The organism is Pseudonocardia xinjiangensis, from assembly GCF_050948425.1.
Taxonomy (GTDB): domain Bacteria; phylum Actinomycetota; class Actinomycetes; order Mycobacteriales; family Pseudonocardiaceae; genus Pseudonocardia; species Pseudonocardia xinjiangensis.
On record NZ_CP192009.1, the window covers coordinates 5683502 to 5709812 of the forward strand.

The 26311-nt window shown below is 71.6% G+C and carries 23 protein-coding genes and 1 pseudogene; 17 read left to right on the plus strand and 7 right to left on the minus strand.

Features of this window, described 5'->3' with window-relative positions; translation table 11 throughout:
- Positions 1–160 precede the first annotated feature (160 nt).
- Positions 161–2203, plus strand: a complete 2043-nt coding sequence (gene paaZ / locus ACQPZA_RS26705; RefSeq protein WP_433274870.1) for a phenylacetic acid degradation bifunctional protein PaaZ — start codon at positions 161–163, stop codon at positions 2201–2203.
- Positions 2203–3540, plus strand: coding sequence for a phenylacetate--CoA ligase PaaK (gene paaK / locus ACQPZA_RS26710; RefSeq protein WP_433283006.1), 1338 nt, complete (start codon positions 2203–2205; stop codon positions 3538–3540). Before paaZ ends, paaK begins: the two co-directional genes overlap by 1 nt.
- A gap of 3 nt (positions 3541–3543) precedes the next feature.
- Here paaK and ACQPZA_RS26715 read toward each other — a convergent pair whose 3' ends face one another.
- The 3 genes from ACQPZA_RS26715 to ACQPZA_RS26725 all read right to left on the minus strand — a co-directional run bounded on the left by ACQPZA_RS26715 (position 3544) and on the right by ACQPZA_RS26725 (position 5093).
- Positions 3544–3903 (minus strand): tetratricopeptide repeat protein, encoded by a 360-nt coding sequence (locus tag ACQPZA_RS26715; protein WP_433274872.1) that lies wholly within the window; start codon positions 3901–3903, stop codon positions 3544–3546.
- 53 nt (positions 3904–3956) lie between these two features.
- Positions 3957–4421: a MarR family winged helix-turn-helix transcriptional regulator gene (locus tag ACQPZA_RS26720; protein WP_169396239.1), complete on the minus strand. Its 465-nt coding sequence runs from the start codon at positions 4419–4421 to the stop codon at positions 3957–3959.
- A 111-nt stretch (positions 4422–4532) separates the two neighbouring features.
- Positions 4533–5093 (minus strand): NADPH-dependent FMN reductase, encoded by a 561-nt coding sequence (locus ACQPZA_RS26725; protein ID WP_433274874.1) that lies wholly within the window; start codon positions 5091–5093, stop codon positions 4533–4535.
- A gap of 318 nt (positions 5094–5411) precedes the next feature.
- Here ACQPZA_RS26725 and ACQPZA_RS26730 point away from each other — a divergent pair, with 318 nt between their 5' ends.
- Entirely contained in the window at positions 5412–5591 is a 180-nt protein-coding gene (locus tag ACQPZA_RS26730) for a hypothetical protein (protein ID WP_433274876.1), read from the plus strand.
- Between the two features lie 30 nt (positions 5592–5621).
- Here ACQPZA_RS26730 and ACQPZA_RS26735 read toward each other — a convergent pair whose 3' ends face one another.
- Together ACQPZA_RS26735 and ACQPZA_RS26740 are read right to left on the minus strand one after the other, a co-directional pair.
- Complete coding sequence (locus ACQPZA_RS26735) at positions 5622–6146, minus strand: mycothiol transferase (RefSeq protein WP_433274878.1); 525 nt, start codon at positions 6144–6146, stop codon at positions 5622–5624.
- A gap of 80 nt (positions 6147–6226) precedes the next feature.
- Complete coding sequence (locus ACQPZA_RS26740; protein WP_433274880.1) at positions 6227–7459, minus strand: phosphodiester glycosidase family protein; 1233 nt, start codon at positions 7457–7459, stop codon at positions 6227–6229.
- 222 nt (positions 7460–7681) lie between these two features.
- On the opposite strand from ACQPZA_RS26740, the gene ACQPZA_RS26745 reads away from it, so the two are divergent.
- Both ACQPZA_RS26745 and glgX read left to right on the plus strand, forming a co-directional pair.
- Positions 7682–8020: a hypothetical protein gene (locus ACQPZA_RS26745; protein WP_433274882.1), complete on the plus strand. Its 339-nt coding sequence runs from the start codon at positions 7682–7684 to the stop codon at positions 8018–8020.
- Positions 8021–8092: 72 nt separating this feature from the next.
- A complete protein-coding gene (gene glgX, locus ACQPZA_RS26750) occupies positions 8093–10210 on the plus strand; it encodes a glycogen debranching protein GlgX (protein ID WP_433274884.1) in 2118 nt (705 codons plus the stop codon).
- 10 nt (positions 10211–10220) lie between these two features.
- Here glgX and ACQPZA_RS26755 read toward each other — a convergent pair whose 3' ends face one another.
- The gene (locus ACQPZA_RS26755) at positions 10221–11222 is read right to left on the minus strand and encodes an SDR family oxidoreductase (RefSeq protein WP_433274885.1); all 1002 of its coding nucleotides are present in this window, start codon (positions 11220–11222) and stop codon (positions 10221–10223) included.
- Positions 11223–11329: 107 nt separating this feature from the next.
- On the opposite strand from ACQPZA_RS26755, the gene ACQPZA_RS26760 reads away from it, so the two are divergent.
- From ACQPZA_RS26760 to ACQPZA_RS26795, 8 genes and pseudogenes are all read left to right on the plus strand, one after another.
- On the plus strand, positions 11330–13393 hold the full coding sequence (locus ACQPZA_RS26760) for an ATP-dependent Clp protease ATP-binding subunit (protein WP_433274887.1): 2064 nt from the start codon (positions 11330–11332) through the stop codon (positions 13391–13393).
- A 94-nt stretch (positions 13394–13487) separates the two neighbouring features.
- The gene (locus ACQPZA_RS26765) at positions 13488–13658 is read left to right on the plus strand and encodes a hypothetical protein (RefSeq protein ID WP_169396232.1); all 171 of its coding nucleotides are present in this window, start codon (positions 13488–13490) and stop codon (positions 13656–13658) included.
- Positions 13659–14152: 494 nt separating this feature from the next.
- Positions 14153–14902: an acetate uptake transporter gene (locus ACQPZA_RS26770; RefSeq protein WP_433274890.1), complete on the plus strand. Its 750-nt coding sequence runs from the start codon at positions 14153–14155 to the stop codon at positions 14900–14902.
- 166 nt (positions 14903–15068) lie between these two features.
- Complete coding sequence (locus tag ACQPZA_RS26775) at positions 15069–15242, plus strand: hypothetical protein (protein WP_169396230.1); 174 nt, start codon at positions 15069–15071, stop codon at positions 15240–15242.
- A gap of 29 nt (positions 15243–15271) precedes the next feature.
- A pseudogene (locus ACQPZA_RS26780) lies at positions 15272–16234 on the plus strand (zinc-dependent alcohol dehydrogenase family protein); the annotation flags it as partial.
- Positions 16235–16364: 130 nt separating this feature from the next.
- Positions 16365–17249: a carbon-nitrogen hydrolase family protein gene (locus ACQPZA_RS26785; protein ID WP_433274892.1), complete on the plus strand. Its 885-nt coding sequence runs from the start codon at positions 16365–16367 to the stop codon at positions 17247–17249.
- Positions 17250–17299: 50 nt separating this feature from the next.
- Entirely contained in the window at positions 17300–18676 is a 1377-nt protein-coding gene (locus ACQPZA_RS26790; RefSeq protein ID WP_169396227.1) for an APC family permease, read from the plus strand.
- A 113-nt stretch (positions 18677–18789) separates the two neighbouring features.
- Positions 18790–20226 (plus strand): FAD-dependent oxidoreductase, encoded by a 1437-nt coding sequence (locus ACQPZA_RS26795; protein ID WP_433274895.1) that lies wholly within the window; start codon positions 18790–18792, stop codon positions 20224–20226.
- A gap of 42 nt (positions 20227–20268) precedes the next feature.
- Here ACQPZA_RS26795 and ACQPZA_RS26800 read toward each other — a convergent pair whose 3' ends face one another.
- Complete coding sequence (locus ACQPZA_RS26800) at positions 20269–20931, minus strand: GntR family transcriptional regulator (RefSeq protein WP_433274897.1); 663 nt, start codon at positions 20929–20931, stop codon at positions 20269–20271.
- A 157-nt stretch (positions 20932–21088) separates the two neighbouring features.
- On the opposite strand from ACQPZA_RS26800, the gene ACQPZA_RS26805 reads away from it, so the two are divergent.
- Genes ACQPZA_RS26805 through ACQPZA_RS26820 form a run of 4 tightly spaced genes read left to right on the plus strand, consistent with a single transcriptional unit; the run spans position 21089 to position 26246 of the window.
- Entirely contained in the window at positions 21089–22624 is a 1536-nt protein-coding gene (locus ACQPZA_RS26805) for an aldehyde dehydrogenase (RefSeq protein WP_433274899.1), read from the plus strand.
- Positions 22624–23346, plus strand: coding sequence for an enoyl-CoA hydratase/isomerase family protein (locus ACQPZA_RS26810; RefSeq protein WP_211174239.1), 723 nt, complete (start codon positions 22624–22626; stop codon positions 23344–23346). The genes ACQPZA_RS26805 and ACQPZA_RS26810 overlap by 1 nt, the downstream gene beginning before the upstream one ends.
- A 27-nt stretch (positions 23347–23373) precedes the next feature.
- Positions 23374–24753, plus strand: coding sequence for an MFS transporter (locus ACQPZA_RS26815; RefSeq protein WP_433274901.1), 1380 nt, complete (start codon positions 23374–23376; stop codon positions 24751–24753).
- On the plus strand, positions 24750–26246 hold the full coding sequence (locus tag ACQPZA_RS26820; protein WP_433274903.1) for a CoA-acylating methylmalonate-semialdehyde dehydrogenase: 1497 nt from the start codon (positions 24750–24752) through the stop codon (positions 26244–26246). Before ACQPZA_RS26815 ends, ACQPZA_RS26820 begins: the two co-directional genes overlap by 4 nt.
- Positions 26247–26311 lie beyond the last annotated feature (65 nt).

The following is a 26311-nucleotide window of genomic DNA, read 5'->3' on the forward strand; positions in this document are numbered from 1 at the left end:
AGGTGGGGGCAGTCGCGTTCCGGAGCCCACCCCAGCAGCACTACGGCTCCATAGTGCGCAGCGGGTGGGGGGCTGGTGGATGTTGGTGCTGTTCCCTCGATCGGGCCCCGTGCTAGCGTCCCGAACGAACGGTCGGTAGAGCGTTTCGGGGAGGCTTGCGATGGCACCGGTGCTGGGCAGCTACGTCCGCGGCGGATGGCATGTCCCGTCCGATGAGGGACGTCCGCTGTTCGACGCCGTCACCGGTGAGGAGGTCGCCCGCGTCTCCTCCGCGGGGCTCGACATGGCGGCCGTGCTCGACCACGGCAGGCGGGTGGGTGGGCCGGCTCTGCGGGAGCTGACCTTCCACCAGCGCGCCGGGCTGCTGAAGGCCCTCGCCGGCCATCTGCGTGAGCACCGCGAGGAGCTCTACGCGGTCTCCGCCCGCACCGGCGGCACGCCGTTCGACGCGAAGTTCGACATCGACGGCGGAATCGGCGTGCTGCAGGCCTACGCCAGCAAGGGCAGGCGCGAGCTGCCGAACGACACGATCTACGTCGAGGGCGACGTCGAGCCGCTCTCCCGCGGCGGCACGTTCGTCGGCCAGCACATCGCCACGTCACTGCACGGTGTGGCGGTGCAGGTCAACGCGTTCAACTTCCCGGTATGGGGGCCGCTGGAGAAGTTCGCCCCCGCGTTCCTCGCGGGTGTCCCGTCCGTGGTCAAGCCGGCGAGCCCCACGGCGTTCCTCACGGCGAAGCTCGTCGAGCTGATCGTCGGCTCCGGCCTGCTGCCCGAGGGCACGCTGCAGTTCGTCGCCGGTTCGGTGGGCGACATGTTCGACCACCTCACCGAGCAGGATCTCGTCGCCTTCACCGGCTCGGCGTCCACCGCCGCGAAGCTGCGCACCCATCCGGGCATCGTCGGGCGCAGCGTGCGGTTCTCCGCCGAGGCCGACTCGCTGAACCTCTCCGTGCTGGGCCCGGACGCCAGGCCGGGCACGCCCGAGTTCGACCTGTACGTGAAGCAGCTGGTGCAGGAGATGACGGTCAAGGCCGGGCAGAAGTGCACGGCCGTCCGCCGCGCGTTCGTGCCGGCCGAGCACGTCGACGCCGTTGTCGAGGCGGTGTCGGCCCGGCTGGCGTCCACCGTGGTCGGCAACCCGGCTTCCGAGGGCGTCCGCATGGGAGCCCTCGCGAGCCTCGAACAGCGCGAGGAGGTGCGCCGCAGCGTCAAGGCACTCGCCGACTCCGGCCGCATCGTGTTCGGCGACCCGGAGAAGGTCGACGTCGTCGACGCCGACGCCGAGCGCGGCGCGTTCATCTCCCCGATCCTGCTCACGGGCGACCCGGACCGCGCCGAGCCGCACGAGGTGGAGGCGTTCGGCCCGGTCTCGACCGTGCTCCCCTACTCCTCCACCGAGCAGCTGATCGGCTACGCCGCCCGCGGGCAGGGCAGCCTTGTGGGCTCGGTCGTCACCGGCGACACCGGCTTCGCGCGGGACGTCGTCCTCGGCGTCGCACCGTGGCACGGACGGCTGCTGGTGCTCACCCAGGCCGACGCGAAGGAGTCGACGGGCCACGGCTCGCCGATGCCGCAGCTCGTGCACGGCGGTCCCGGCCGGGCCGGTGGCGGCGAGGAGATGGGCGGCATCCGCGGGGTGCTGCACCACATGCAGCGCACCGCCGTGCAGGCCGACCCCGACACGCTCACGGCCATCACCGGCCGCTGGGTGGCGGGCTCGCGGCGCACCGAGACCGACGTGCACCCCTTCCGCAAGCACCTCGAGGAGCTGCGCATCGGCGACGCGATCGTCGCGGGTCCGCGCATCGTCACGCAGGAGGACGTGGAGCACTTCGCGGAGTTCACGGGCGACACCTTCTACGCGCACATGGACGCCGCCGCCGCCGCGGCCAACCCGCTCTTCGGCGAGCGCGTGGCCCACGGCTACCTGGTGGTCTCGCTCGCCGCCGGCCTGTTCGTCGATCCCGACCCTGGTCCGGTGCTCGCCAACTTCGGCGTCGACCGCCTGCGCTTCCTCACCCCGGTGCGGTTCAGCGACGCCCTGACGGTGACGCTGACCTGCAAGCAGGTGACGCCACGCGACTCCGCGGACTACGGCGAGGTGCGCTGGGATGCGGACGTGACGCGTCAGGACGGCGAGTCCGTGGCCCGCTACGACGTGCTCACGCTCGTGGCGAAGAAGAACACGAAGTCGGCGTGATGGGCGCGCCCGTCACCCGCAGGTTCGGCACCGCGCCGCCTGCCGAGCTGCTCGACCCCGCCGAGCGCATGTCGGTGGACGAGCTGCGCGCCCTGCAGCTCGAGCGTCTGCAGTGGACGTTGCGGCACGCCTACGAGAACGTCCCGCACTACCGGGCGAGCTTCGACGCGGCCGGCGTGCGTCCCGAGGACTGCCGCGAGCTCTCGGACCTCGCGAGGTTCCCGACGACGTCGAAGGCCGACCTGCGCGAGAACTACCCGTTCGGGATGTTCGCGGTGCCCCAGGATCAGGTCCGGCGGATCCACGCCTCGTCCGGCACCACGGGCAGGCCCACGGTCGTCGGCTACACCGAACGCGACATCGACACGTGGGCCACCGTGATGGCCCGCTCGATCCGCGCGGCGGGCGGGCGCCCGGGGCACAAGGTGCACAACGCCTACGGGTACGGGCTGTTCACCGGCGGCCTGGGCGCGCACTACGGCATCGAGAAGCTCGGGGCCACGGCCATCCCGGTGTCGGGCGGCATGACCCCCCGGCAGGTCCAGCTCATCCAGGACTTCCGGCCCGAGATCATCATGCTGACGCCCAGCTACATGCTCACGATCGTCGACGAGTTCGAGAAGCAGGGAATCGATCCGCGGTCCTCGTCGCTGCAGGTCGGGATCTTCGGCGCGGAGCCGTGGACCGAGCAGATGCGCGCCGAGATCGAGGAGCGCATGGACATCCACGCGGTCGACATCTACGGCCTGTCCGAGGTGATGGGCCCCGGTGTGTCGCAGGAGTGCGTGGAGACGAAGGACGGGCTGCACATCTGGGAGGACCACTTCTATCCCGAGGTGGTCGACCCCTTCGAGCCCGGCGAGGGCGCGCCGCTGCCCGACGGCGAGGAGGGCGAGCTGCTGTTCACCTCGCTCACCAAGGAGGCCTTGCCGATCATCCGGTACCGCACCCGTGACCTCACCCGGCTCCTGCCGGGCACCGCCCGGCCGGGGATGCGCCGGATGCAGAAGATCACCGGGCGCAGCGACGACATGATCATCCTACGTGGGGTGAACCTCTTCCCCACCCAGGTCGAGGAGATCGTGCTCCGCACCGCGGGCCTGTCGCCGCACTTCCAGCTCGTGCTGAGCAGCGAGGGCCGGATGGACGCCCTCACGGTGCGGGTGGAGGCCCGGCCCGACACCCCGGCCGAGCGCAGGCTCGGTGCGGCGCGCGAGCTCATGACCGCGGTCAAGGAGACCGTCGGCGTCACGGTCGGCTGCGACGTGGTCGACCCCGAGACGCTGGAGCGCTCGGTCGGCAAGCTCCAGCGCCTCAAGGACCAGCGCAACCGGTAGCGCTCAGGAGGCCATCGCCTGCTCGTGAGCATCGCGGTGCTCACGGAACTCCGGGCGGTCGTCCATGGCCGCAGCGATGCGGAAGTGGACGCCTGCCTCCCGGTGGCGGCTGCGCCGCTGCAACGTGCGCCCCAGCGCGAACCGGGCGTAGGCGTCGGTCGGCGCCAGTGCCACAGCGCTCTCCAGCGCCTCCTGGGCCTTGCCGAGCTGGGCGGAGTGGTAGTACGCGCGTCCCAGCAGCAGCTGCCCTGCCGCCTGCCCGCGCAGTTCCTCCGCCAGTGGCTCCAGCAGGTTCAGCGCCTCCAGTGGCTTTCCGGCATCCAGGTACGCCCCGGCCAGCCGGTACCGCTCGTTCTCCAGCATCGCAACCACCTCCGGCGAGAGGAACCGCATACCCCTGGCCGGTATTCCGGAGATCAGTCCTCGGGCTTCGGCAGGCCGGCGAGCACGCGCTCGAAGGCGGCGGTGAGGACGGTCAGCTCGTCGTCGGTGAGGGCGTCGAAGAAGAGGCTCCGCACGGACTCGACGTGCGACGGCGCGGCCGCGACGATGGCCGCCCGGCCCGCTTCGGTGAGACGCACCATCGATCCCCTGGCGTCCTCGAAGCACTCCTCGCGCACGACGAGACCACGCTTCTCCATGCGTCCGACCTGGTGGGAGATCCGGCTGCGCTCCCAGCCCACCAGCCGGCCGAGATCGCGCGCCCGCAGCAGGCCACCCGGGGCCTCCGACAGTGGCACCAGCAGTTCGAACTCGGGGCCGGACAGCCCGCTGTCCCGGACGAGCCTGCGCCACAGCGCCCCGTCCAGCCGCACCCGGAGGCCGCGATAGCTCCGCCAGAGACGCGCTTCCCGCTCGTCGAGCCACCGCGCTTCCGTCACGAGCCCAGCTTACCGGGATGTTGACACATCATTAACGGTTACGAGTCGCGAACGTCCCGCACCCGATACGGATGCGGGACGTTCGCGTCGAGCCCTGGATCGACGCGGAGATCAGGCTGCGCGAAGGGGGGCGAGCGCGGCGCTCCAGGCGACGACCTGGTCGAGCACCGCGGAGACCTGCTCGGCCTGGTGGGCACCGGGGGTGAACTGACTGAAGTTGGTGAAGTCGGTGTGCAGGGACAGGGTGACCTGGGCGCGCACGTCGGCCACCTGCAGCTCCCCCATCACCAGGCGCAGGTGCTCCACCGCGCGGGCGCCACCGACGGCGCCGTAGCTCACGAAGCCCGCCGCCTTGTTGTTCCACTCGGCGAAGAGGAAGTCGATCGCGTTCTTGAGCGCGCCGGAGGTGGAGTGGTTGTACTCGGGGGTGACGAACACGAAGCCGTCGAAGGAGCGGATCTTCTCCGCCCAGACCTTCGTGTGCGGCTGGCTGTACTGGCCCATCGACGGCGGGATCGCCTCGTCGAGGTGGGGGAGCTTGTAGTCGAGAAGGTCGACGAGCTCGTACTCGGCGTCGCTGCGCTGCTTGGCGATGTCCAGGACCCAGCGGGCGACGGCCTCACCGTTCCGGCCGGGGCGTGTGCTGCCGAGGATGATCGCGATCTTGGTCATGACTGTTACTGCTCCTGTGCTGGACTCAGCCCCGATCGGGACTCTGATGACGCATCAACAAAGTATGCCGGGGATGATGTCGTGTCAACAACATGCGCCCGCGCTCACCGCTCGGACGACCCCGGGCCCCACATCCCGTGACGCTCCGCAGCCCGCCCTCGCCTGCCGCCATCCGATCGCCGAGGAAAGGGCCCGACAGGGTGGTTGCCGTTGAGCGAGCGGGCCGACGGGGTACCCGATGAGATGTGGATAGCCGCCATCGTCGTCCCACTCGTGTTGCTAGCAGCGCCACTCTGGCTCGCACACCTGGAGGATCGCGTGATCAGCGGCGTCCGACCGGCCGGCACGCCTGACCCCGCTCTGTCCAGCGGGCTCGAGGCGGCGCCCGAACCCACCGAACCCGACGCGGCCACCCGGGAGCTCAGCCCGGAGCCCGTGCACATCGGCGGCGCGAGCCCGTTCGCCGGCGCCGGACGCCCGGAGCACCGGGCCGCGTGAGCGTCGGCTCCGAGGAGTCGGGCCCCCTCCCTAGAGCCCACCCGGTTCGCGGCGCTGCACCACACCGCGGACGAACGCGGCCTGGCCGGCATGCTGCAGGTCGTCGCTCACGACGCTGACCAACCGCACCGCGAGCGTCACCGGCGGATCCCAGTTCGCGTCGACCACCCGCGCGAGCTCGGCCTCCTGGAGGCTCTCCAGGAACCGGAGGGTCTGCGCGTGCACGGCGTCGTGGTAGCCGAGAAGCAGCTCCGCGGAGTCCACCCGCACGCTGTCGACGTCCGCCGAGCGGTGGCCGTACCCGATCTCCGTCGCGGAGAACGGGAACCCGAACCGCTCCGCCCAGCCCTGCGCCGTGTAGACCTGCTCGACGCCCGCCACGTCGGCGATGTGGTCGTCCTGCACGCGGCTCAGGTGCCACACGAGCCAGCCGATCGAGTTGGCACTGCCGTCGATGCGGTACGCCAGCTGTTCGGCGGTCAGCCCGGTGGCCGCGCCGTGGACCTCCTCACGGATCCTGCCGAAGGCATCGGCCAGCAGCTCGGCACTCGTCACAGGTCTCTCCTCGGGGACGTGGTCGTGGGGCTCCCACGCTGCCCGCCCGGCCGAGTGTGTGCACGGCGGGGGTCGGCGGATCAGCCGGCGAACACGCCGATGCCGTTGGGCACCAGGCGCGCGGACGGGTCCGACGGGTCGTTGACGACGGCGACCTCCGGCGCGCCCGGAGCGCGGTGCACCAGCGTGGACGAGCCCCCGCCGTCGAGGTTGACGGCGTCGTCGAGCCCCATCTCCCGCAGGAGCGTGGCCAGCTCCGCGAGCGTCGCACCGACGCTGTCGGACTGGCGGCCGTCGAGCGTGACCAGGGCGATGTGCCGACCGTCGCGGCTCATCCCCACGGCGCTGCGCGGGGCGCGGGCGCGATCGTCGAGCCCGGCGACGAGCCTCGAGTCGACGAGCACCGGGGTTCCCCCGATGGCGAACTGCGGCTGCACCCCGCTGGCGGGCACCAGCGAGTACGCGACCGTCACGGGATCACCGACCCGGAGTGAGCGCACGGCGGCGGCGCCCTCGTCGCGGCCGGTCAGCACGACGTCGCCGTCCGGGATCCGGCCGCCCACCGGTGGGCCGGCCATTGCCACCGCACCGTCGTGGACCAGCACCTCCGCCTGCTCCGCCGCGCACGGCGCGTCGCGATCGACGTCCGTCCCGCACAGCGTCCGCGCGCGGTCGACCACACCCCAGTCCGGGGTGAAGACCCCGACCCCGCCCACGGGGACCGCGTACTGGTTGAGCGCCCGCACCGGGAACGTCCCGCCCTTCCCGGTCACCTGGCCCTCCAGACGCAGCCGGTCGATCCGGCCGACCCGGTCGACGCCAACGGCGAAGACGTAGTCGATCTCCGCGCCGGGCACGGCCGGTCCCATCCGCCTGCCGTGGGGCACCGCGGCCTTGAGCGGCTGGCCCCTGGTCACGGCCGGTCCCGCCGGCGCGTTCGTGCGGCCGATGTCGAAGAAGTCGCCGTTGATCCCCGCGACGGCACCGCTGCCGTTCGCCATCGCGGCGACCGGGGCCCGCGCGGCCACCGCACCGGGCGTGAGCAGGTCGGTGCGGACCTCGGGATGGGTCAGGTCGACGTCGACGACGTCACCCATGACCCGGCCGGCCGCCGCGGTGGTGACGAAGTCCCGGTGCGTCACCCCGAGAGCAACGGGCGACATCGGTCCGACCTCGCCGAGGACGCGATCGGGACCGCCCTCGGGCGTCGGACTGGGCGGCGTCGGCACCTCTGCTGCGGGTACGAACATCAGCACGGCCGTCGCGAGCAGGGCGAGCACCTCGCGCGCCCGGCCGATCCGTGGTGCCCGCATCGGCCCTCCCGTGGCGTGATCACGATCGCGGAGGGCGATCTGATCACGCGGCGTGCACCGCGGGCAGCACATCGGACGCAGCTTCACCCGGCGGAGACCGAGGCACCGCCCAGCCCGGTGACGCCTCTGGACACGGTGAGGGGGGTGCGCCGCGGTGCAGGAATGGGCGTGTCGCACGGCGTCCGCTTGCCCGTTCCGGCTGCGCGGGCCACCCTTGGGGGCGTGACCGAGCAGGCGATCGAACTCGATCTCGACGAGACCGGCGTGGCAACCGACCTTCCGCAACCCGTGCATTCGCGGGACGGGGTCCAGCAGGTTCCCTACCGGCCCGTGCAGTTCCGCGATGACGACCTTCCCACCGCGCTGGAACGGTCAGCAGCCTGGCTGCGCCGTGCCCAGGACTGGCTGGGCGAGCCCCTCGACGTCATCGCCGTGCACCTGGACTACGACGACAGTGACGCCGGGCCGTACTACGACGTGAAGCTCCTCTGCAACGAGGAGGACCTCGCCGGCGCGCCCATCGCCGTCCGTGCTCAACAGGCGCAGGCCCCCGCAAGCTAGGGGGTGTCCACCCACTGACGATCACCGGACTGGACGGCAGCGCTGCCGTCCGGTCCGGGGCAGGATGACGGGGTGGAGGTCTGGCCGGGGGACGCGTATCCCCTGGGAGCCACCTTCAACGGCGCGGGCACCAACTTCGCACTCTTCTCCGAACTCGCCCACCGGGTCGAGCTGTGCCTGTTCGACGACGAGGACGTCGAGCAGCGGGTGGATCTGACCGAGGTCGACGGTTCCATCTGGCACTGCTACCTGCCAGGTGCCGGGTCGGGGCAGCGGTACGGCTTCCGGGTGCACGGCCCGCACGATCCCGCCGCCGGTCTGCGGTGCAACCCGGCGAAGCTCCTGCTCGACCCCTACGGCAAGGCGTTCGACGGTCCGGTCGACTGGGACGAGTCGCTCTTCGACTACCGGTGGGCCGAGCCGTGGCACCGCAACGACGACGACTCCGCGCCCCACCAGACCAGGGCGGTGGTGATCAGCCCCTTCTTCGACTGGGGCAACGATCGGCCGCCGCGCACGCGCTACAGCGAGTCGGTGATCTACGAGGCACACGTGCGCGGCCTGACGGTGCTGCACCCGGAGGTGCCGCCCGCGCTGCGGGGCACCTACGCGGGCCTCGCCCACCCCGCCGTCGTCGAGCACCTGCAGCGCCTCGGGGTGACCGCCGTCGAACTGATGCCGGTGCACCAGTTCTTCGACGACCACCACCTCGTCCAGGCCGGTCGGGCGAACTACTGGGGCTACAACACGGTCGGCTACTTCGCCCCGCACCACCGCTACGCGGCCAGGGGCGGGCGCGGCAACCAGGTCACCGAGTTCAAGGCGATGGTCCGGACGCTGCACGAGGCCGGCATCGAGGTGATCCTCGACGTCGTCTACAACCACACGGCGGAGGGCAACCACCTCGGTCCGACGCTCGCGTTCCGCGGGATCGACAACCACTCCTACTACCGGCTGGCCGACGACCGGCGCTACTACGCCGACTACACCGGCACCGGGAACACCCTCAACGTGCGCCACCCGCACACCCTGCAGATGATCATGGACTCGCTGCGGTACTGGGTGCTGGACATGCACGTCGACGGGTTCCGGTTCGACCTGGCCGCCGCGCTCGCCCGAGAGTTCTACGAGGTCGACCGGCTCGCCGCCTTCTTCGACCTCGTCCAGCAGGACCCGGTCGTGTCGCAGGTCAAGCTCATCGCCGAGCCCTGGGACCTCGGCGAGGGGGGCTACCAGGTCGGCAACTTCCCTCCGCTGTGGACGGAGTGGAACGGGCGCTACCGCGACGCGGTGCGGGACTTCTGGCGGGGCACCCCCGGTACCGTCGGGGAGTTCGCCTCCCGGCTCACCGGGTCGTCGGACATGTACGAGTCCAGCGGGCGGCGTCCGTACGCCTCGATCAACTTCGTCACCGCGCACGACGGGTTCACGCTGCACGACCTGGTCTCCTACAACGGCAAGCAGAACGCCGCCAACGGCGAGGACAACCGCGACGGCACCGACGACAACCGGTCGTGGAACTGCGGCGCGGAGGGCCCCACCGACGACCCGGCGGTCCAGGAGCTGCGCGAACGGCAGAAGCGCAACCTGCTGACCACCCTGTTCCTGTCCCAGGGTGTCCCGATGCTGCTGCACGGCGACGAGCTGGGCCGAACGCAGGGCGGCAACAACAACGCCTACTGCCAGGACAACGGGATCTCCTGGGTCGACTGGAAACGGGCGGCCACGTTCGGGTCGCTCACCGACTTCACCGCCCGGCTCGTGCGGCTGCGCCGCGAACACCCGGTCTTCCGGCGGCGCCGGTTCTTCCAAGGCAGGCCGGTACGGGGCACGAGCCTCGAGGACCTCGCCTGGCTCACCCCGGCCGGTCTGCCGATGAACGAGGGGCACTGGACCAACGGCGGCACGCACGCGCTGGCCATCTTCTACAACGGCGACGGGATCCCCGAGCCGGACCGCCACGGCCGCAAGCTGCGCGACGACTCGTTCCTGCTGCTGGTGAACGCGACCTCGGACGTCGTGGCGTTCACGCTGCCCGGTCCCGCCTACGGAGCCGGGTGGACCGCCGTCCTCGACACGGCCGACCCGCAGCGTGGCACGCCGGGACCGGTCGTGCCGCCCGCCGCTCGCGCCCGGGCCACGCTCCACGTCACGGCCCACTCGCAGCAGTTGCTGATGCGCACCGCCTGAGCGGTACCGCTCAGCCCGTTCCCGACCGGGCGCGCCGGATGGTGGACAGGGCACCGGTGAGGAGGTCACCGGGCCGGGGCACGTGCTTGAGGAGATCGGTGACCACGCTGCGGCGGAGCACCTTTCCGGAGTAGCTGCCGTGCACCTGGCCCGGCTCGTCGAGCGGCGCGTCGAGGTTGTCCGTCCCGTTGTCGGGGCGGTCGGCCGTCATCTCCTCCACACCGAGGCGCGGGATCGACATCACGGCGTCCAGCAGCGCCGGAGAGAGCCGCTGCCCGGCGACGAAGCCGACGGCCACGCCTCCGACCGCCACCTCGCGCCGGGGATGCTCGGCCGCGTGGACGATCGTGTCGGCCACGATCTCCGGCGCGTAGACCGGTGGTGGGGGCTTCGGCATCGCCCCGACCTTGCTGCGGGAGTGTTCGAAGAACGGCGTGTCGATCGCCGCGGGGAGGATCGTGGTCACGGCGATCGGGGCGCCCTCCGCTGCCAGCTCCATCCGCAGCGTGTCGTAGAGCGCGCGCACCGCCCACTTGCTCGCCGCGTAGGGGCTCTGCATCGGCACCGACCGCACGCCCTCCAGCGACGAGACCCCGATGATCCCGCCGCCGCCCGCCCGACGCAGGGCCGGCAGGGCCGAGTGCATGCCGTGCACGTGGCCGAGGACGTTGACCCGCATGACCCGGTCGAACTCCTCGGAGCTGATGTCCTCGACGCGGCCCCACACGCCGACGGCCGCCGTGGTGACCCACGTGTCGATGCGGCCGAAGCGCTCCTCGGCGGCCGCGGCGAGGGCCCGCACCGCCTCCGGCTCGGCGATGTCGGTCGGCACCGCGACGGCCGTCCCCCCTGCGCTCGTGATCTGCTCCACGAGGCTCTCGAGGGCCGCGACCCCGCGGGCAGCACAGACGACCTTCGCCCCGCGCGCGGCGAACGCGAGCGCGCTCGCCCGCCCGATCCCGCTCGAGGCGCCCACGATGACGACCACCTGGTCCGACACCGGTCTCGGCATGTCGCATTCCTCCCGTCCGTCGCGGCGACGGACTACCCCCACGCTCCCGCCGCAACCTCGCCACGGTCATTTCCGGCGAACGGGCCCGGGACGGAGGACGATGGGCCGTGACGACCCCCGTGGAGGTGGACGTGCCGCAGGACCGCCCCGGATCCGGACCTTTCGACGACCTGTTCGAACGCCTGATCGGCAACCTCGAGACCACTCTCGGCAGCGCCATGCCCCGTCCCGACGCCGGTCCGAGGCCGCCGGGCACCCATGCCCGCACTCCCCGTCTCGACCGGTTCGGGCGGGATCTCACCGCAGCGGCCGCGCAGGGGCGCCTCGACCCGGTCATCGGCCGGGACGCGGAGGTCGAAGAGGTGCTCGAGGTGCTGGCCCGCCGCACCAAGAACAACCCGGTGCTGGTCGGCGACCCGGGCGTCGGCAAGACGGCGATCGTCGAGGGCATCGCCCAGCGGGTGGCCGACGGCGAGGTGCCCGAGACGCTGAAGGACGTGCGCGTGGTCTCGCTGGACCTGGCGGGCATGGTGGCGGGCACCCGGTACCGCGGCGACTTCGAGCAGCGGCTCACCGGCGTCATCGACGAGGTCGTGGCGGCCGAGCGGTCGATCGTGCTGTTCGTCGACGAGTTGCACGCCGTCGTGGGTGCGGGGGCGGCCGAGGGCGGGGCGATGGACGCCGGCACCCTGCTCAAACCGGCGCTCGCCCGCGGCGAGCTGCAGCTCATCGGCGCCACGACGCTGCAGGAGTACCGCAAGCACATCGAGAAGGACGCCGCGCTGGAACGGCGCTTCGAGCCCGTCCGGATCGCCGAGCCCACCGTCGCCACGACGATCGCGATCCTGCGCGGGCTGCGGCAGCGCTACGAGGAACACCACGACGTCCGGATCAGCGATGCCGCGGTGGTGGCCGCCGCCGAGCTGTCGCACCGCTACGTCACCGACCGGTTCCTGCCCGACAAGGCCATCGACCTCGTCGACCGGGCGAGCGCACGCGCCCGCATCCGGGCCGGCCGCGCGAACGCCGACCCGCCGGTGGACGAACGGGTCGAGCAGCTGCGCCGGGCCCGCGACATCGCCGTCGACGCCGAGGAGTTCGAGCGCGCCCACGCGCTCACCCGCGAGATCGACGCCGCGGAGACCGCGTCCGGTGCCATGGCCGGCACCGTCGAGATCACCGCCGACGACGTCGCGACCGTCCTCGCGCAGAGCACCGGCATCCCGGTCGCCCGGCTCACCACCACCGAACGGGACCGGCTGCTCGACCTGGAGACGCTGCTGCACCGCCGCGTCGTCGGGCAGGACGACGCCGTGGAGGCCGTGGCCGACGCGGTGCGTGCGGGCCGGGCCGGGCTGGCGCACCCCGACCGGCCGATCGGGTCGTTCCTGTTCCTCGGCCCCACCGGTGTCGGCAAGACGGAGCTGGCCAGGGCGCTGGCGGAGGCCCTGTTCGGCTCGGCGGACGCGCTGCTGCGCTTCGACATGAGCGAGTACGCCGACCGCAGCAGCGCGATGCGGCTCGTGGGGGCCCCGCCGGGGCACATCGGGTACGACGACGCGGGCCAGCTCACCGAGGCCGTCCGGCGCACGCGCTACGCGGTGCTGCTCCTCGACGAGATCGAGAAGGCCCACCCGGACGTCACCGCCACCCTGCTCCAGGTGCTCGACGCGGGGCGGCTGACCGACGCCCACGGGCGCACCGTCGACTTCACGAGCACGGTCGTGATCATGACCAGCAACCTCGGTGCCGACCGGCTCCTCGCCGCGGCGCAGGCGGGACGCCCGGCGGAGGAGGTGCGCGACCCGGTGCTCGCCGCGATGCGCGCCCACTTCCGTCCGGAGTTCCTCAACCGGATCGACGACATCGTGCTGTTCCACGCCCTCGACCGCGCCGAGCTGCGCCGCATCACCCACCTGCTGCTCGCCGAGACCGGGGAGCGGCTGCACGCGCAGGGCATCACCCTGGACCTCACGGAGGGCGCGGTCGACTGGCTCGCCGAACGCGGCTACCAGCCCGAGCTCGGTGCCCGGCCGCTGCGGCGCACCATCGCACGCGAGCTCGACCGCAAGCTCTCCCGCATGATCATCGCGGGCGACCTCGGGCCGGGGCAGCGGATCGTCGTCGACGTGGTGGACGGCGCACTGGTACTGCAGCCACGAACGGACTGACCTGCACAGGCCCCCGCGCCGACGTTTTCGGCGGGGGACGGTAGGGGACCTAGTCACGAGAGCACGAATCCGGACCAGAGCGGGAGGACGTCGCATGACGTCGGTGAAGAAGCAGCTCAAGACCCTGAAGAAGCGTCAGGACGACCTCGAGCGCGCGCTGCAGGACCTCAAACCCAAGCGGATCCGCAAGCTCACCCGCCGACTACGCAGGACGAACGGGGACGACAGGTTCGCCTCCCGGCTCAAACGGCGCATCACCCGCTGACCTCCACACCACACCACCCGGGCACGTGAGCGCCTACTTCCGCATGCCCGCCCCCCGCCATCGAGCCGGCCAGCCGGCTGCGCGGCGCACCCCGGCCACCCGATGGCCGACGAGCTACGGGCCCACGCCCGCGCTGATCGTTCCGAGATGCGCCTGTTCGCCCCCGCCGGGGCCGATCCGCGGATCTCGCGGCGATCAGCGGTCCAGGGCCGCCCGACGGTCCGGCGCCGCCACTCACCGCGACCGCAGAATCACCTCCCGCACGCGGAGCCGGAGTACGTCCCATTTGGACCGGTTCGGGAAGGTCATCTCTGCCGTCACGTCACTGTTTTGTGAGGGGATAGACAGGCGAATCGGCCCCCCGACCAGCAGTTACGGCGTTCACTGGAAGTGGTCTCCCTCACGGACGAGGGAGAAGTTCACCGGAGTCGCCTCGGGATTCGCACCCGGACGGCCGCCGGGCGGAGCGGCCCGGCGAGACCTGGGAGGCAAGAATGAGCATCGACACCAACAGCCGTTCGACCACCGCCGTCGAAGCGCCGGACTACAGCTTCTGGCGCGAGCACACCACGATCGCGCTCTCGCCGGTGGCCGCACCGTCCATCCTCGGGCTGTTCGGCTTCGCTGCGGCCACCTTCATGGTCGCGGCCAACCTGGCCGGCTGGTACGGCAACGCGCAGACGCCCTTGGTCCTGTTCCCGTTCGCGCTGGCCGCGGGCGGGATCGCGCAACTGCTCGCCGGCATGTGGTCCTACCGGGCGCGGGACGCGGTCGCCACCGCCATGCACGGCATCTGGGGCTCGTTCTGGATCGGCTACGGCATCTACAACCTGCTCATCGCACTGGGCGTGCTGCCCCCCGCAGCCACCAACGCCACAGCCGCGAGCGCCTTCGGCTTCTGGTTCGTGGTGCTGGCCGCGATCACCGTGACGGGCGCGATCGCCGCGAGCCGGGAGAACGCCGCGCTGACCGCGGTGCTGGGTACCTTGGCCATCGGCGCCGCCCTGCTCGCCGTCTCCCTGCTGGGCGCCCTGCCGGTGGTGCAGACCATCGCCGCCTACGTGCTCCTCGTCTCCGCCCTCCTCGCCTGGTACGTCGGCAGCGCGCTGATGTTCGAGGCCACCTTCAAGCGGGCCGTCCTGCCGGTCGGCAAGCGCACCGCGGCGGCGACGGACTCCGGCGCCCTCCCGAACAACCTGATCCAGTACGAGGCGGGCGAGCCGGGCGTCAAGGCCGGGCAGTGACCAGGCCGCACCAACCAGCGCCCTGAGACACCGCAAGAACTGAGACACCGCGAGCACTGAGACACCGCCACCGCGCACCCCGCCGGGGTGCGCGGTGGCGGTGCTGCGCAGCACGCCTGCCGATCGTCGACGCCCGTAGCCGCTTTCGCGCGTAGCGTCGTCCGGTATGGCCGATCAAAGTCCGAGCGAGCAGGCCCGTGAGGCCGTGCTCAGGGCGATCATCAAGTCCGCTCCGTCGGTGGGCAACAGCCCGGCAGGCATCCGCGACCTCGCCGAGGCCTACGCGCTCCTGGAACGGGACCTGATCCCCAACGCCGGTGTGGTGCACAACAAGACCTGAGCGCCGCCGGGAACCGTAGATTCCACGGCATGGTGCAGACGATCCGGTTCCACGAGACCGGCGGGCCCGAGGTGCTGCGCTACGAGGACCTCCCGATCCGTGCCCCCGGTCCGGGTGAGGTGCGGATCCGGGTCGACGCGATCGGGCTCAACCGCGCCGAGGTCAACTTCCGGCGCGGGACCTACCTCGAACGGCCCGTGCTCCCGGCCGGCCTGGGCACCGAGGCCTCCGGCGAGGTGCTGGAGGTCGGGCCCGGCGTGGAGCGCTGGGCGGCCGGGGACGCCGTGAGCGTGGTGCCGGCGTTCTCCCAGAACGACTACCCGGTGTACGCCGAGGAGGCGATCGTGCCGGCGACGGCGCTCGTCGCCCGCCCCGAGGGCATGGACGCGGTCACCGGCGCCGCGATCTGGATGCCCTACGTCACCGTCTACGGGATGGTGCAGGAGATCGTCCGGGTCCGGCCGGGAGACCACGTGCTCGTCACGGCCGCTGCCAACAGCATCGGCATGGCCGCGCTGCAGGTCGTGCGCCATCTCGGCGCGATCCCGATCGCCACCACCCCGCGCGGCGACCAGCGGGCCGCCCTGCTCGACGCCGGAGCCGCCACAGTCGTCGTCACCGGCGCCCACGACGACCCCGATGGCGCCGCCGACGTCCCGGCAGCCGTCCGCGCCACTACCGGCGGCCGCGGCGCCGACCTGGTGCTCGACGCGGTCGGCGGACCGCAGGTGGCGCAGCTCGTGGCCGCGTGCGCTCCCGGCGCCACGGTGATCGTGCACGGCGGCCTGTCCGGGCAGCCGACGCCCCTGCCCGGCGGCGGGTACGCGCCGGTGTGGCTGCGCCGGTACCGCGTCTTCGAGATCACCGCCGACCCGGCCGCGCTGCGCCGTGCCGAATACTTCATCCGCTCGGGCCTCGCCGCGGGAGCGTTCGCGCCCGTCGTCGACCGCATCTTCGACTTCGACGACGTCGCCGCCGCGCACCGCTACGTCGACTCGCCCGAGCGTGGCCCGGGCAAACCGGTCATACCGGCTCCAACGCCCCTCTCGCTGAGCACGGTGGCCCGGCATCGGCGACGCTGTCCGGTACCACCGGGCGGCAGGCCCCGGGTCAGGAGGGACGATGTCTCGACCGCTTCCCGTCGCGCTGGTCCAGGCCTCTCCCCACCGGATCGACGAGCCGTGGGGCGCGTTCGGCACCGAGGTGTCGGAGCTGGTCGCCGACCTGCCGGCGACCCGGCTGGTGGTCTACCCGGAGCTGCACCTGCACGGTGCGGACGGGCCGGTGAAGGAGCGGAACCGGCGACTCGCCGACGCCGCCGTCCGCCTCGACGACCCCCGCCTGAAGGAACTCGGTGAGCTCGCCGGGGACCTGGGCATCTGGCTGGTTCCGGGGAGCCTGTGCGAACGCGGTGCCGACGGGAACCTCTACAACACCGTCGTGGTCCTCTCGCCCGCCGGGGAGCTCGTGGCGCACTACCGCAAGATCTTCCCGTGGCGGCCCTACGAGCCCTACCACCCCGGCGACCGGTTCGTGACCTTCGAGCTCGACGACCTCGGCCGGGTCGGGCTGTCCATCTGTTACGACGCGTGGTTCCCCGAGCTCACCCGGCACCTGGCGTGGATGGGCGCCGAGGTCGTCGTCAACGTCGTGAAGACCACCACCGCCGACCGGGCGCAGGAGCTCGTGCTGGCCCGCGCCAACGCGATCGTCAACCAGGTCTTCATGGTCAGCGTCAACGCCGCGGCCCCGGTGGGCGTCGGGCAGAGCCTGGTGGTCGACCCCGAGGGCCTGGTACGGGTGGCCGCGCCGAGCGAGGCGCCCACGGTCCTGACCGACGTGCTGGACCTCGACCACGTCGCGCGCGCCCGGCAGTTCGGGACGGCCGGGCTGAACCGGATGTGGGACCAGTTCCGTCCCGGCGACGAGCCGGTGGCGCTGCCGCTGTACGAGGGCCGGATCGACCCGGCCAGGTGGGGCACCGGCCCCGACGACCGGCCCGGCTGACACCCACCCGCTCTCCCGAGACGGCCGACACAACCCCCGGAGGATCAGGCATGGCCTCGTCACCAACGCTCGTGCGGGCACTGACGTTGCGGTCGGTCGTGCTCTTCGGACTCGCCTACATGACCCCGCTGATCGTGCTGGGGATCTTCGGCGTGATCGCGTCCGCGACCGGTGGCGCCTCGGCGTCGGCGTACCTGCTCGCGCTCGTCGCCATGATCTTCACGGCGCTGAGCTACGGGAAGATGGCCGCGGCCTTCCCGGTCGCCGGCTCGGCCTACACCTACGTGCGCCGCACCGTCGACTCGCGGGTCGGGTTCCTCGTCGGGTGGGCGGTCCTGCTGGACTACCTCTTCCTGCCGATGGTGATCTGGCTGATCGGCGGGTCGTACCTGCAGGCCCAGTTCCCCGCGGTGCCGTTCTGGGTGTGGATCATCGCGTTCATCGCGATCACCACCGTGCTCAACGTGGTCGGCGTGCGGGTTGCCGAGAAGGCCAACTACCTGCTGATGGCGTTCCAGGTGCTGGTCGTGGTGATCTTCGTGGCCCTGTCGATCGCGCACGTCGCCGGGCTGGGCGGGGCGCCGGCGGTGTTCGACGCGGGGCCGTTCTGGAACGACTCCGCCTCGGTCGCCGGGATCGCGGGCGGCGCCGCGATCGCCGCGTACTCGTTCCTGGGCTTCGACGCGGTCACCACCCTCACCGAGGAGACGGTCGACCCCCGCAGAACCATCCCGCGGGCCATCCTGCTCGTCGCGCTCATCGGCGGCGTGGTCTTCATCGTCGTCAGCTACGCGGCGCAGCTGGTGCGGCCGGGAGGGGTGTTCGACACCCCCGACGCCGAGTCCTCCGCGGCGTTCACCCTCGCCCGCGACATCGGCGGGACGCTGTTCTCCTCGATCTTCCTCGCCGGCCTGGTGCTCGCCCAGTTCGCGTCCGGCCTCGCCGCGCAGGCCGGGGCGTCCCGACTGATGTACGCGATGGGCCGCGACTCGGTGCTGCCCCACCGCGTCTTCGGCTACCTGCAGCCCCGGTTCCGCACCCCGGCGCTGTGCATCGCCCTCACCGCGCTGGTCGGGCTGATCGCCCTCACGATCGACGTCGCCACCTCCACGTCGTTCATCAACTTCGGGGCGTTCACGGCTTTCACGATGGTGAACGTCTCCGTGGTGGCGTACTACCTCCGGCAGCGCAGGCAGGGCGTCACGCTCAACCCGGCCACGTACGTCGTGCTGCCCGTCCTCGGGGCGCTGGTGGACCTCTACCTGCTGACCCGGCTCGACAGCACCGCCATCGAGCTCGGGCTGGCCTGGCTGGCGCTGGGCGTGGTCTACCTCGCCGTGCTCACGAAGGGCTTCCGGGTGGCTCCCCCCGAGGTGGAGTTCACCGAGGACGTGGACACCGATTCCCCGGCCCGCACCTCCCGCTGACCGCGAGCATCCGCGTGGTGACGCGGGTCACGTGCCGGTCGTGAACCGGACGGAAGATCACGGAGTCTCCTCCTGTGGGCGGATTGCGATGTCCGCCGACGGGAGAGGTGGACATGGCTCGGATTGTCGTACTGGGCGGGGCAATGACCGGCCTCGCCACTGCAGCGCTGCTCGGCCGCGACGGGCACGACGTCACGGTGCTGGAGCGCGACGTGGCGGAGCCGAAGGGTGATGCGGACGAGCTGTGGCGCACGTGGGACCGGCCGGGCGTCAGCCAGTTCCGGCTTCCCCACATCATGCTGGGCGCCTGGAACAAGGTGATGGAAGAGGATCTCCCCGAGGTCCTCGACGAGGTGGTGCGGCTGGGCTGCAGCCACGTCAACACGATCGCGATACAGCCGGACACCCTCACCGGCGGCCCCCGCCCGGGTGACGAGGAGCTGCGCAACCTGATAGGTCGCCGCCCGGTCGTGGAGGCGGCGCTGGCGACGGTCGCGGCGCGCACGCCGGGCGTGACGATCCGGCGCGGGACGAAGGCCGAGTCGCTCGTGGCCACCGCGGGAGCCGACGGAGTTCCGCAGGTCGGGGGCGTGGTGACCCAGGACGGCGAGGTGCTGACCGCCGACCTCGTGGTCGACGCGATGGGTCGTAACACCACGCTCGACCGGATGCTCGACGCAATCGGAGCGACGGGACCCGAGGTGCAGGCGGAAGACCTCGGTTTCGTCTACTACTGCCGGCACTTCCGCAACAACGAGCCTCGGACGATGCCCGTGGTGGGCGCGGTCATCCCCTATGAGGGGATGACACTGCTCGTCATCCCCGCCGATGCCGACACCTACTGCCTGGTCTTCTCGGTGGCGAGCAACGACCACGACATGCGCGGCCTGCGGGAGGTCGACGCCTGGGAACGCGCACTGGCCCTCTTCCCGAACTTCGCGCCGGTGCGTGCGGTGTCCACACCGATCACCGACATCCAGGTGATGAACGGTGGCGGCGACCGGCGCCGATCCCTCCTCGTCGACGGCGCGCCGGTGGTGACCGGGCTGGTCGCCGTCGGCGACTCCGCCGTCAGGACCAACCCCCTGCTCGGGCGCGGCGCGTCGACGGGCCTCGTGCAGGCGCGCACGCTGCGAGACGTGCTCCGGGAGGTGACACCCGATCGGCCCGACGAGCTGGCGCTCCGCTTCGCCGAGGCGGTCGAGGCGACCGTCGGCCCGATGTACCGGTTCACGCTCGACCAGGACCGGCACCGGATGGCCGAGGTCCAAGCGGAGATCGCCGGCAGACCCTACCCGCCGGCAGGAGCGGGCTGGCGGCTCCAGCGGGCGCTCCAGATGATGTTCGCTCAGGACCCCGACGCGCTGCGCGCCCTCTTCCGGGCGGCCCACCGCATCGAGGCTTTCGACACCGACACGCTGCCGGACACGCTGCGCGTCAAGATCGAGGAACTCGACGCCGACCGGCCCGTCTACCCGCCGGGCGGCCCGACCCGAACCCAGCTGCTGGCCGCCGTCTCCGGACGGGCCGCGCAGAGCGCCCCGGCGTAGCGGTCACGGCCGACGACACCCGCCGTCGCCCGGGGCAGCGGTTCAGCTGCCCTGGGCGAACGGCACGAGCAGCTCGTGTTCCAGCAGGTAGCGCAGGATGAACTCGTGTGACGTCGCGAGGTGCATGCGGGTCAGCTCGGCGGCCGCGGCGGCGTCGCCCACCCGGACCGCGTCGAGGATCTGCCGGTGCTCGTCGTGCAGATGGTCGACCTTGCCGATCACGCCGACGTGGAGGTACAGGTAGCGGTCGGTGAGCCGCCTGAGGTGCTCGGTCAGCTCGATCATCCGCGGCCGGTCGGCGCAGGTGTAGACGTGCTCATGGAACCGGGCGTTGGCGTCGAGCCATTCGGCCGGCGACGGGTCGGCCTCCATCACCTCGACCAGCGCCGCCATCTGCGCGATCTGGGCCCGACCGACGTTGGGCACGGCCAGCCGGGTGAGCACCGGCTCGACGGCCTCCCGCAGCTCGTAGAGCTCCTGCAGCTCGGCGATCGACAGCTCCCGCACGACGGACGTGGTCGGGCCGAGATCGACCAGCCCCTCGCTCGCCAGCACCTGCAGCGCGTCGCGGGCCGGCATCCGGCTGACGTCGTACTCCGCCGCGAGCCGGGCCTGCGACAGCACGGTGCCCGGCTTCAGGTCACCGCTCAGGACCCGGCGACGCAGATCGCGCGTGATCCGCCCTGCAGCCGACTCGGCCGCCATATGACCCTCCTGCCCGTCCCCGCGGCCAGTATGCACTTCCGGCGCAAATCCTCAAGATCGGCGTACCCCTGTGCCCCTTGTCACCCCATCGGCACCGAGCTAGCGTCACCCCGTATACCGATAACGGCAAGGCGTATACGAGTTGAGGAGTTCGACGATGACCATCACCGCTCCGTCTACCGCGGACACGGACCCGCTCGGAGGTCTGCCGACCGGGTTGCGCATCGGAGGCCGTGTCGTGGACGGGCGCGCCGCACCGATCCCCGTCACGAACCCGGCCACCGGCGAGGTCTTCGCCCACGTGGCGGGCGCCAGCGAAGAGGACATCGACGAGGCCGTCCGCGTCGCGGACCGGACCTTCCGCTCCGGCGTGTGGCGCGATCTGCCGATCCAGGAGCGCGCCCGCCTGGTCAACCGGTTCGCCGACGGCATCGAGGCCCGGATGACCGAGCTCTACCGGCTCGAGACGATGAACAACGGCCGGCCCATCACGGAGACCAAGGCCCAGATCACACGGCTCGCGGAGTGGTACCGGTACAACGCGGCCCTGCTGCTGGCCGACCGCGGCTCGGTGGTCCCGCTGCGCGGTGACTACCACGCGTACACCAGCCGGTTCCCGCTCGGCGTGGTCGGGATCCTGTCCTCCTTCAACCACCCGATGATGATCGCGTCGAAGAGCCTCGCTCCCGCGCTGGCCACCGGCAACACCGTGGTCCTCAAGCCGTCCGAGCAGACCCCGCTCACCGCACTGCTGCTGGGCCAGATCGCCCAGGAGGCCGGGATCCCCGACGGCGTCCTCAACGTGGCGCCCGGGCTCGGACCGACCGCCGGCGCGGCACTGACCGAGCACCCGCTGGTCAAGAAGGCCGTCTTCACCGGCGGCACCGAGCCCGGCCGGGCGATCGCGCTCGCCACGGCCAAGCGGTTCGCCAAGGCGACGCTGGAGCTCGGCGGCAAGTCCCCCGTCCTGATCTTCGACGACACGCCCATCGACGTGGCAGCCCGTGGAGCAGCGTTCGGTGGCTTCATCGGGGCCGGCCAGACCTGCATCGCCGGCAGCAGGCTGCTGATCCAGCGCAGCATCTACGACCAGGTCGTGGAGGCGCTGTCGCAGGTCGCCCGGTCGATCCGCATCGGCGACCCCGCCCTGGAGAGCACCCAGCTCGGGCCGGTCATCTCGAAGCGGGCGCAGGACCGGATCCTCAACTACGTCGAGATCGGCCGCTCCGAGGGCGCCAGGGTGGCCGCGGGTGGCCGCGCCGCCGAGGTGCCCGGCCTGCCCGGCGGGTTCTTCATCGAGCCCACCGTGCTCGCCGACGTCACCAACGACATGCGGGTGGCCCGCGAGGAGATCTTCGGGCCGGTCGTCGTGGCCATCCCCTTCGACGACGAGGAGCACGCCGTCACCCTGGCCAACGACTCGCCGTTCGGGCTGGGTTCCTCGGTGTGGACGCGGGACGTCGCGCGGGCCCACCGGGTGGCCGGACGGCTCGAGATGGGCATGGTCTGGATCAACGACCACCACCGCCTCGACCCGTCCTCCCCGTGGGGCGGCCTGCGCGAGAGCGGGGTCGGCCGTGAGGGCGGCTGGGAGTCCTTCAACGACTTCACCCACGTCCGCGCGATCACCGTGCGGACGGCTCCGGACGACGTCGACTGGTACGGCGGCGTCGCCACGGAAAGGCTCAACTGATGTCCGGTCTCACCATCTCCTCCCCGGCCGAAGGCGTCGTGGAGGTGGAGCTGGACAACGGCACCGACAACCTCCTGACCATCGCGATGTGCGAGGAGCTCACCGAGCTTCTGCTGCACCCCCCGGCCGGGGCGCACGTGCTCCGGCTGTGGGCCAACGGCCCGGCGTTCTGTCTCGGGCGCGAGCGGGCCGGCACCACGCCTGCCGCCCTGCACGCCGAGACGCAGGTGCTGGTGGGTCTGCAGCGCGCGCTGCGCAGGACCCCGCTGGTGACCGTCGCCGAGGTGCAGGGGGACGCCGCCGGTTTCGGCGTCGGCCTCCTCGCGGCGTGCGACGTCGCGGTCGCGGCGGCGGAGGCGCGGTTCTGGTTCCCCGAGATCGGCATCGGACTGGCACCTGCCCTGGTGCTGGCCTGGCTGCCCAAGGTCGTCGGTGAGCGGCAGGCGTTCTGGCTCACCGCCACCGGCGAGAAGATCACCGCCGCGCGCGCCGCCGAGCTCGGCCTGCTCAACGCCGTGGTCAGCGGCCCCGACGACCTGTCGAAGGACGTCGACGAGCGCGTGGCCGCACTGCGCGAACGCGATCCCCGCCTGCACACCGAGATCCGGGAGATGTTGCAGGCCGGCCGGGGCCTCGACGAGGACCAGGCCCTCGAACTGAGCGTCGACCGGTTGGTCGTCGGCTCGCTGCGCCGCCTCGGCCAGCTCCCCGGCACCACCTGACCCCCGTAGGGCTTGGCAAAGGAGCCGATGTTGCGAGTAGTTGACCACGGCGCGCGCACCTGGCGTCATGAGATCAGCCGTTACCAGTGGGCCGTCCTGGTCGCCACCACCATGGGGTGGGCGCTGGACGGCTTCGATTCCAGCCTCTTCACCCAGGTCGCCGGGCCGGCGACCACCGACCTGCTCGGTCATGCGTCCTCGTTCTACAGCGGCGTGGCTGTCACCGTGTTCCTGTTCGGCTGGGCGGTGGGCGCGGTGGCGTTCGGCGCGCTGGCCGACTACGTCGGGCGCGTCCGGGTGCTGATGATCGGCGTACTGACGTACTCCGTGTTCACCGCGCTGGCGACGCTGTCCGGAGAGTTCTGGCAGTTCGCGGTGCTGCGCTTCGTCGCCGGGATCGGTTCCGGGGTGGAGCTGCCGATCGGCGCCGCGCTCGTCGCCGAGGCGTGGAACAACCGCCACCGCGCCAAGGCCAGCGGGATCATGATGTCCGGACTGGCGATCGGCTCGTTCCTCGCCGCGATCGTCTACAACTTCGTCGGCGGCTTCGGCTGGCGGATCACCCTGGCCTTCGGCATCGTCCCGGCGCTGCTGGTGCTGTTCATCCGCAGCCACGTGCACGAGCCCGACTCGACAGCGCAGGTGAAGGCCGCCCGCGCGGTACGCAAGCAGGAGCGGGCGGCGGGCGCGCACAAGATCGCGGCCGACCGGTTCGTCCTCACCCAGCTGTTCACGCCGCCGATGCTGCGGCGCACGTTGCCCTGCACGATCATCTGCATCGGCGCGTTGTTCGCCTTCTGGGGCGTCACCACGTGGACCCCGCAGATCGTCCGGGTCGTGGTGGGCGAGCACGGCGTCACCGGGAACGCCGCGGTGAGCTACGTGTCGTGGGCCGTGGCCATGCTCAACCTCGGCGGCCTGCTCGGGTACGCCAGCTGGGGCTTCATCGCCGACAAGATCGGGCGCAAGCCCACGTTCGCGATGAGCCTGGTGATCGGCATCGTCGCGGTCGGCGTGCTCTACCCGTTCGGCACGACCTTCACGACCTACATGTGGCTGTTGCCCTTCGTCGGCTTCGGGGTCTTCGGTGTCCTCTCGGGCAGCGCCGTGTTCTTCCCCGAGCTGTTCGGGGCGTCGGTGCGGGCCTCGGCGCTCGCCGTCACCAACAGCATCGGCCGGCTGTTCACCGCGGCGGGCCCGCTGCTCGCCGGCGTCATCGCGACGCAGTGGTTCCACGGCAGCCTGGCCCTGGCCACCACCGCGGTGTCCGGCCTGATCGTCATCTCGTTCATCGGCCTGGCGTTCACGCCCGAGACCCACGGCCGGTTCCTCTACAACGACGACCCCACGACCTCGGTCGACGGGCGGGTCGCCGCGAACATCGTCAGCGAAGGAATACGACCATGAAGACCATCGATCACTGGATAGGCGGCAAGCCGACCGCGGGCACCGCGCAGCGCACCGGCGCCGTGTTCAACCCGGCAACGGGACGCCAGCAGGCCGAGGTCGCACTCGCCGACGGCAGCGACGTCGACCTCGCCGTGCAGGCGGCGTCCGAGGCGTTCGTCTCGTGGTCGCAGACCTCGCTGAGCAAGCGGACCGCCATCCTGTTCGCCTTCCGCGAGCTGATCCGCGCCCACACCGACGAGCTCGCCGAGCTCATCACCGCGGAGCACGGCAAGGTGCTCTCCGACGCCCGTGGCGAGGTACAGCGGGGCCTCGAGGTCGTCGAGTTCGCGTGCGGGATCCCGCAGCTGCTCAAGGGCGAGTTCTCCGACCAGGTCTCCACCGGCATCGACAGCTTCTCGTTCCGTCAGCCGCTCGGGGTGGTCGCGGGGATCACGCCGTTCAACTTCCCGGTGATGGTCCCGATGTGGATGAACCCCATCGCCATCGCCTGCGGCAACACGTTCGTGCTCAAGCCGAGCGAGCGGGTGCCGTCGGCATCCGTGCTCCTCGCCGAGCTGTGGGCCGAGGCCGGGCTCCCCGACGGCGTCTTCAACGTGGTGCACGGCGACAAGGTGGCGGTCGACGCGCTGCTCGACCACCCGGACGTCGCCGCGGTGTCCTTCGTCGGCTCCACCCCCATCGCCCGCTACGTGCACGAGCGCGCGACGCGCGCCGGCAAGCGCGTGCAGGCTCTCGGCGGGGCGAAGAACCACGCCGTGGTGCTCCCGGACGCCGACATCGACTTCGCCGCCGAGCACCTGTCCGCGGCGGGCTTCGGCTCCGCGGGCCAGCGCTGCATGGCGATCTCGGCGGCGGTGGCCGTCGGCAGCGCGGCCGACGCCCTCATCGAGGCGCTGCGGGCGAAGGCCACCGCGGTGCAGGTGGGTCCGGGCGTCGAACCGTCCAGCGAGATGGGTCCGGTGATCACCCAGGAGGCCAAGGACCGCATCATCGGGTACGTGACGTCGGCGGAGAGCCAGGGCGCCACCCTCGTGGTCGACGGCCGGGCGATCGAGGGCGACGCCCTGCAGGACGGCTACTTCGTCGGGCCCACCGTGGTCGACCACGTGACGCCCGAGATGGACGTCTACCGCAACGAGGTCTTCGGCCCGGTGCTGGTGGTGCTGCGCGCCGAGACCCTCGACGAGGCGATCGCGCTGATCAACGCCAACCCCTTCGGCAACGGCACCTCCGTCTTCACCGGCAGCGGGCAGGCCGCGCGCCGGTTCCAGCGTGAGGTGACCGTCGGCATGATCGGGGTCAACGTGCCGATCCCCGTGCCCATGGCCTACTACTCGTTCGGGGGCTGGAAGGACTCGCTGTTCGGCGACATGCACGTGCACGGCGCGGAGGGCGTCCGGTTCTACACCCGGGCCAAGGTCGTCACGTCCCGCTGGCCGCAGGCCGACACGAGCAGGGGCGCCAGCTACAGCTTCCCCACCTCCAGCTGAACGGAGCCCGCCCCCGTGGCGGACTACTCTGCCGGGGGATGGCAGGACTGTCTGTTCGACCCCCG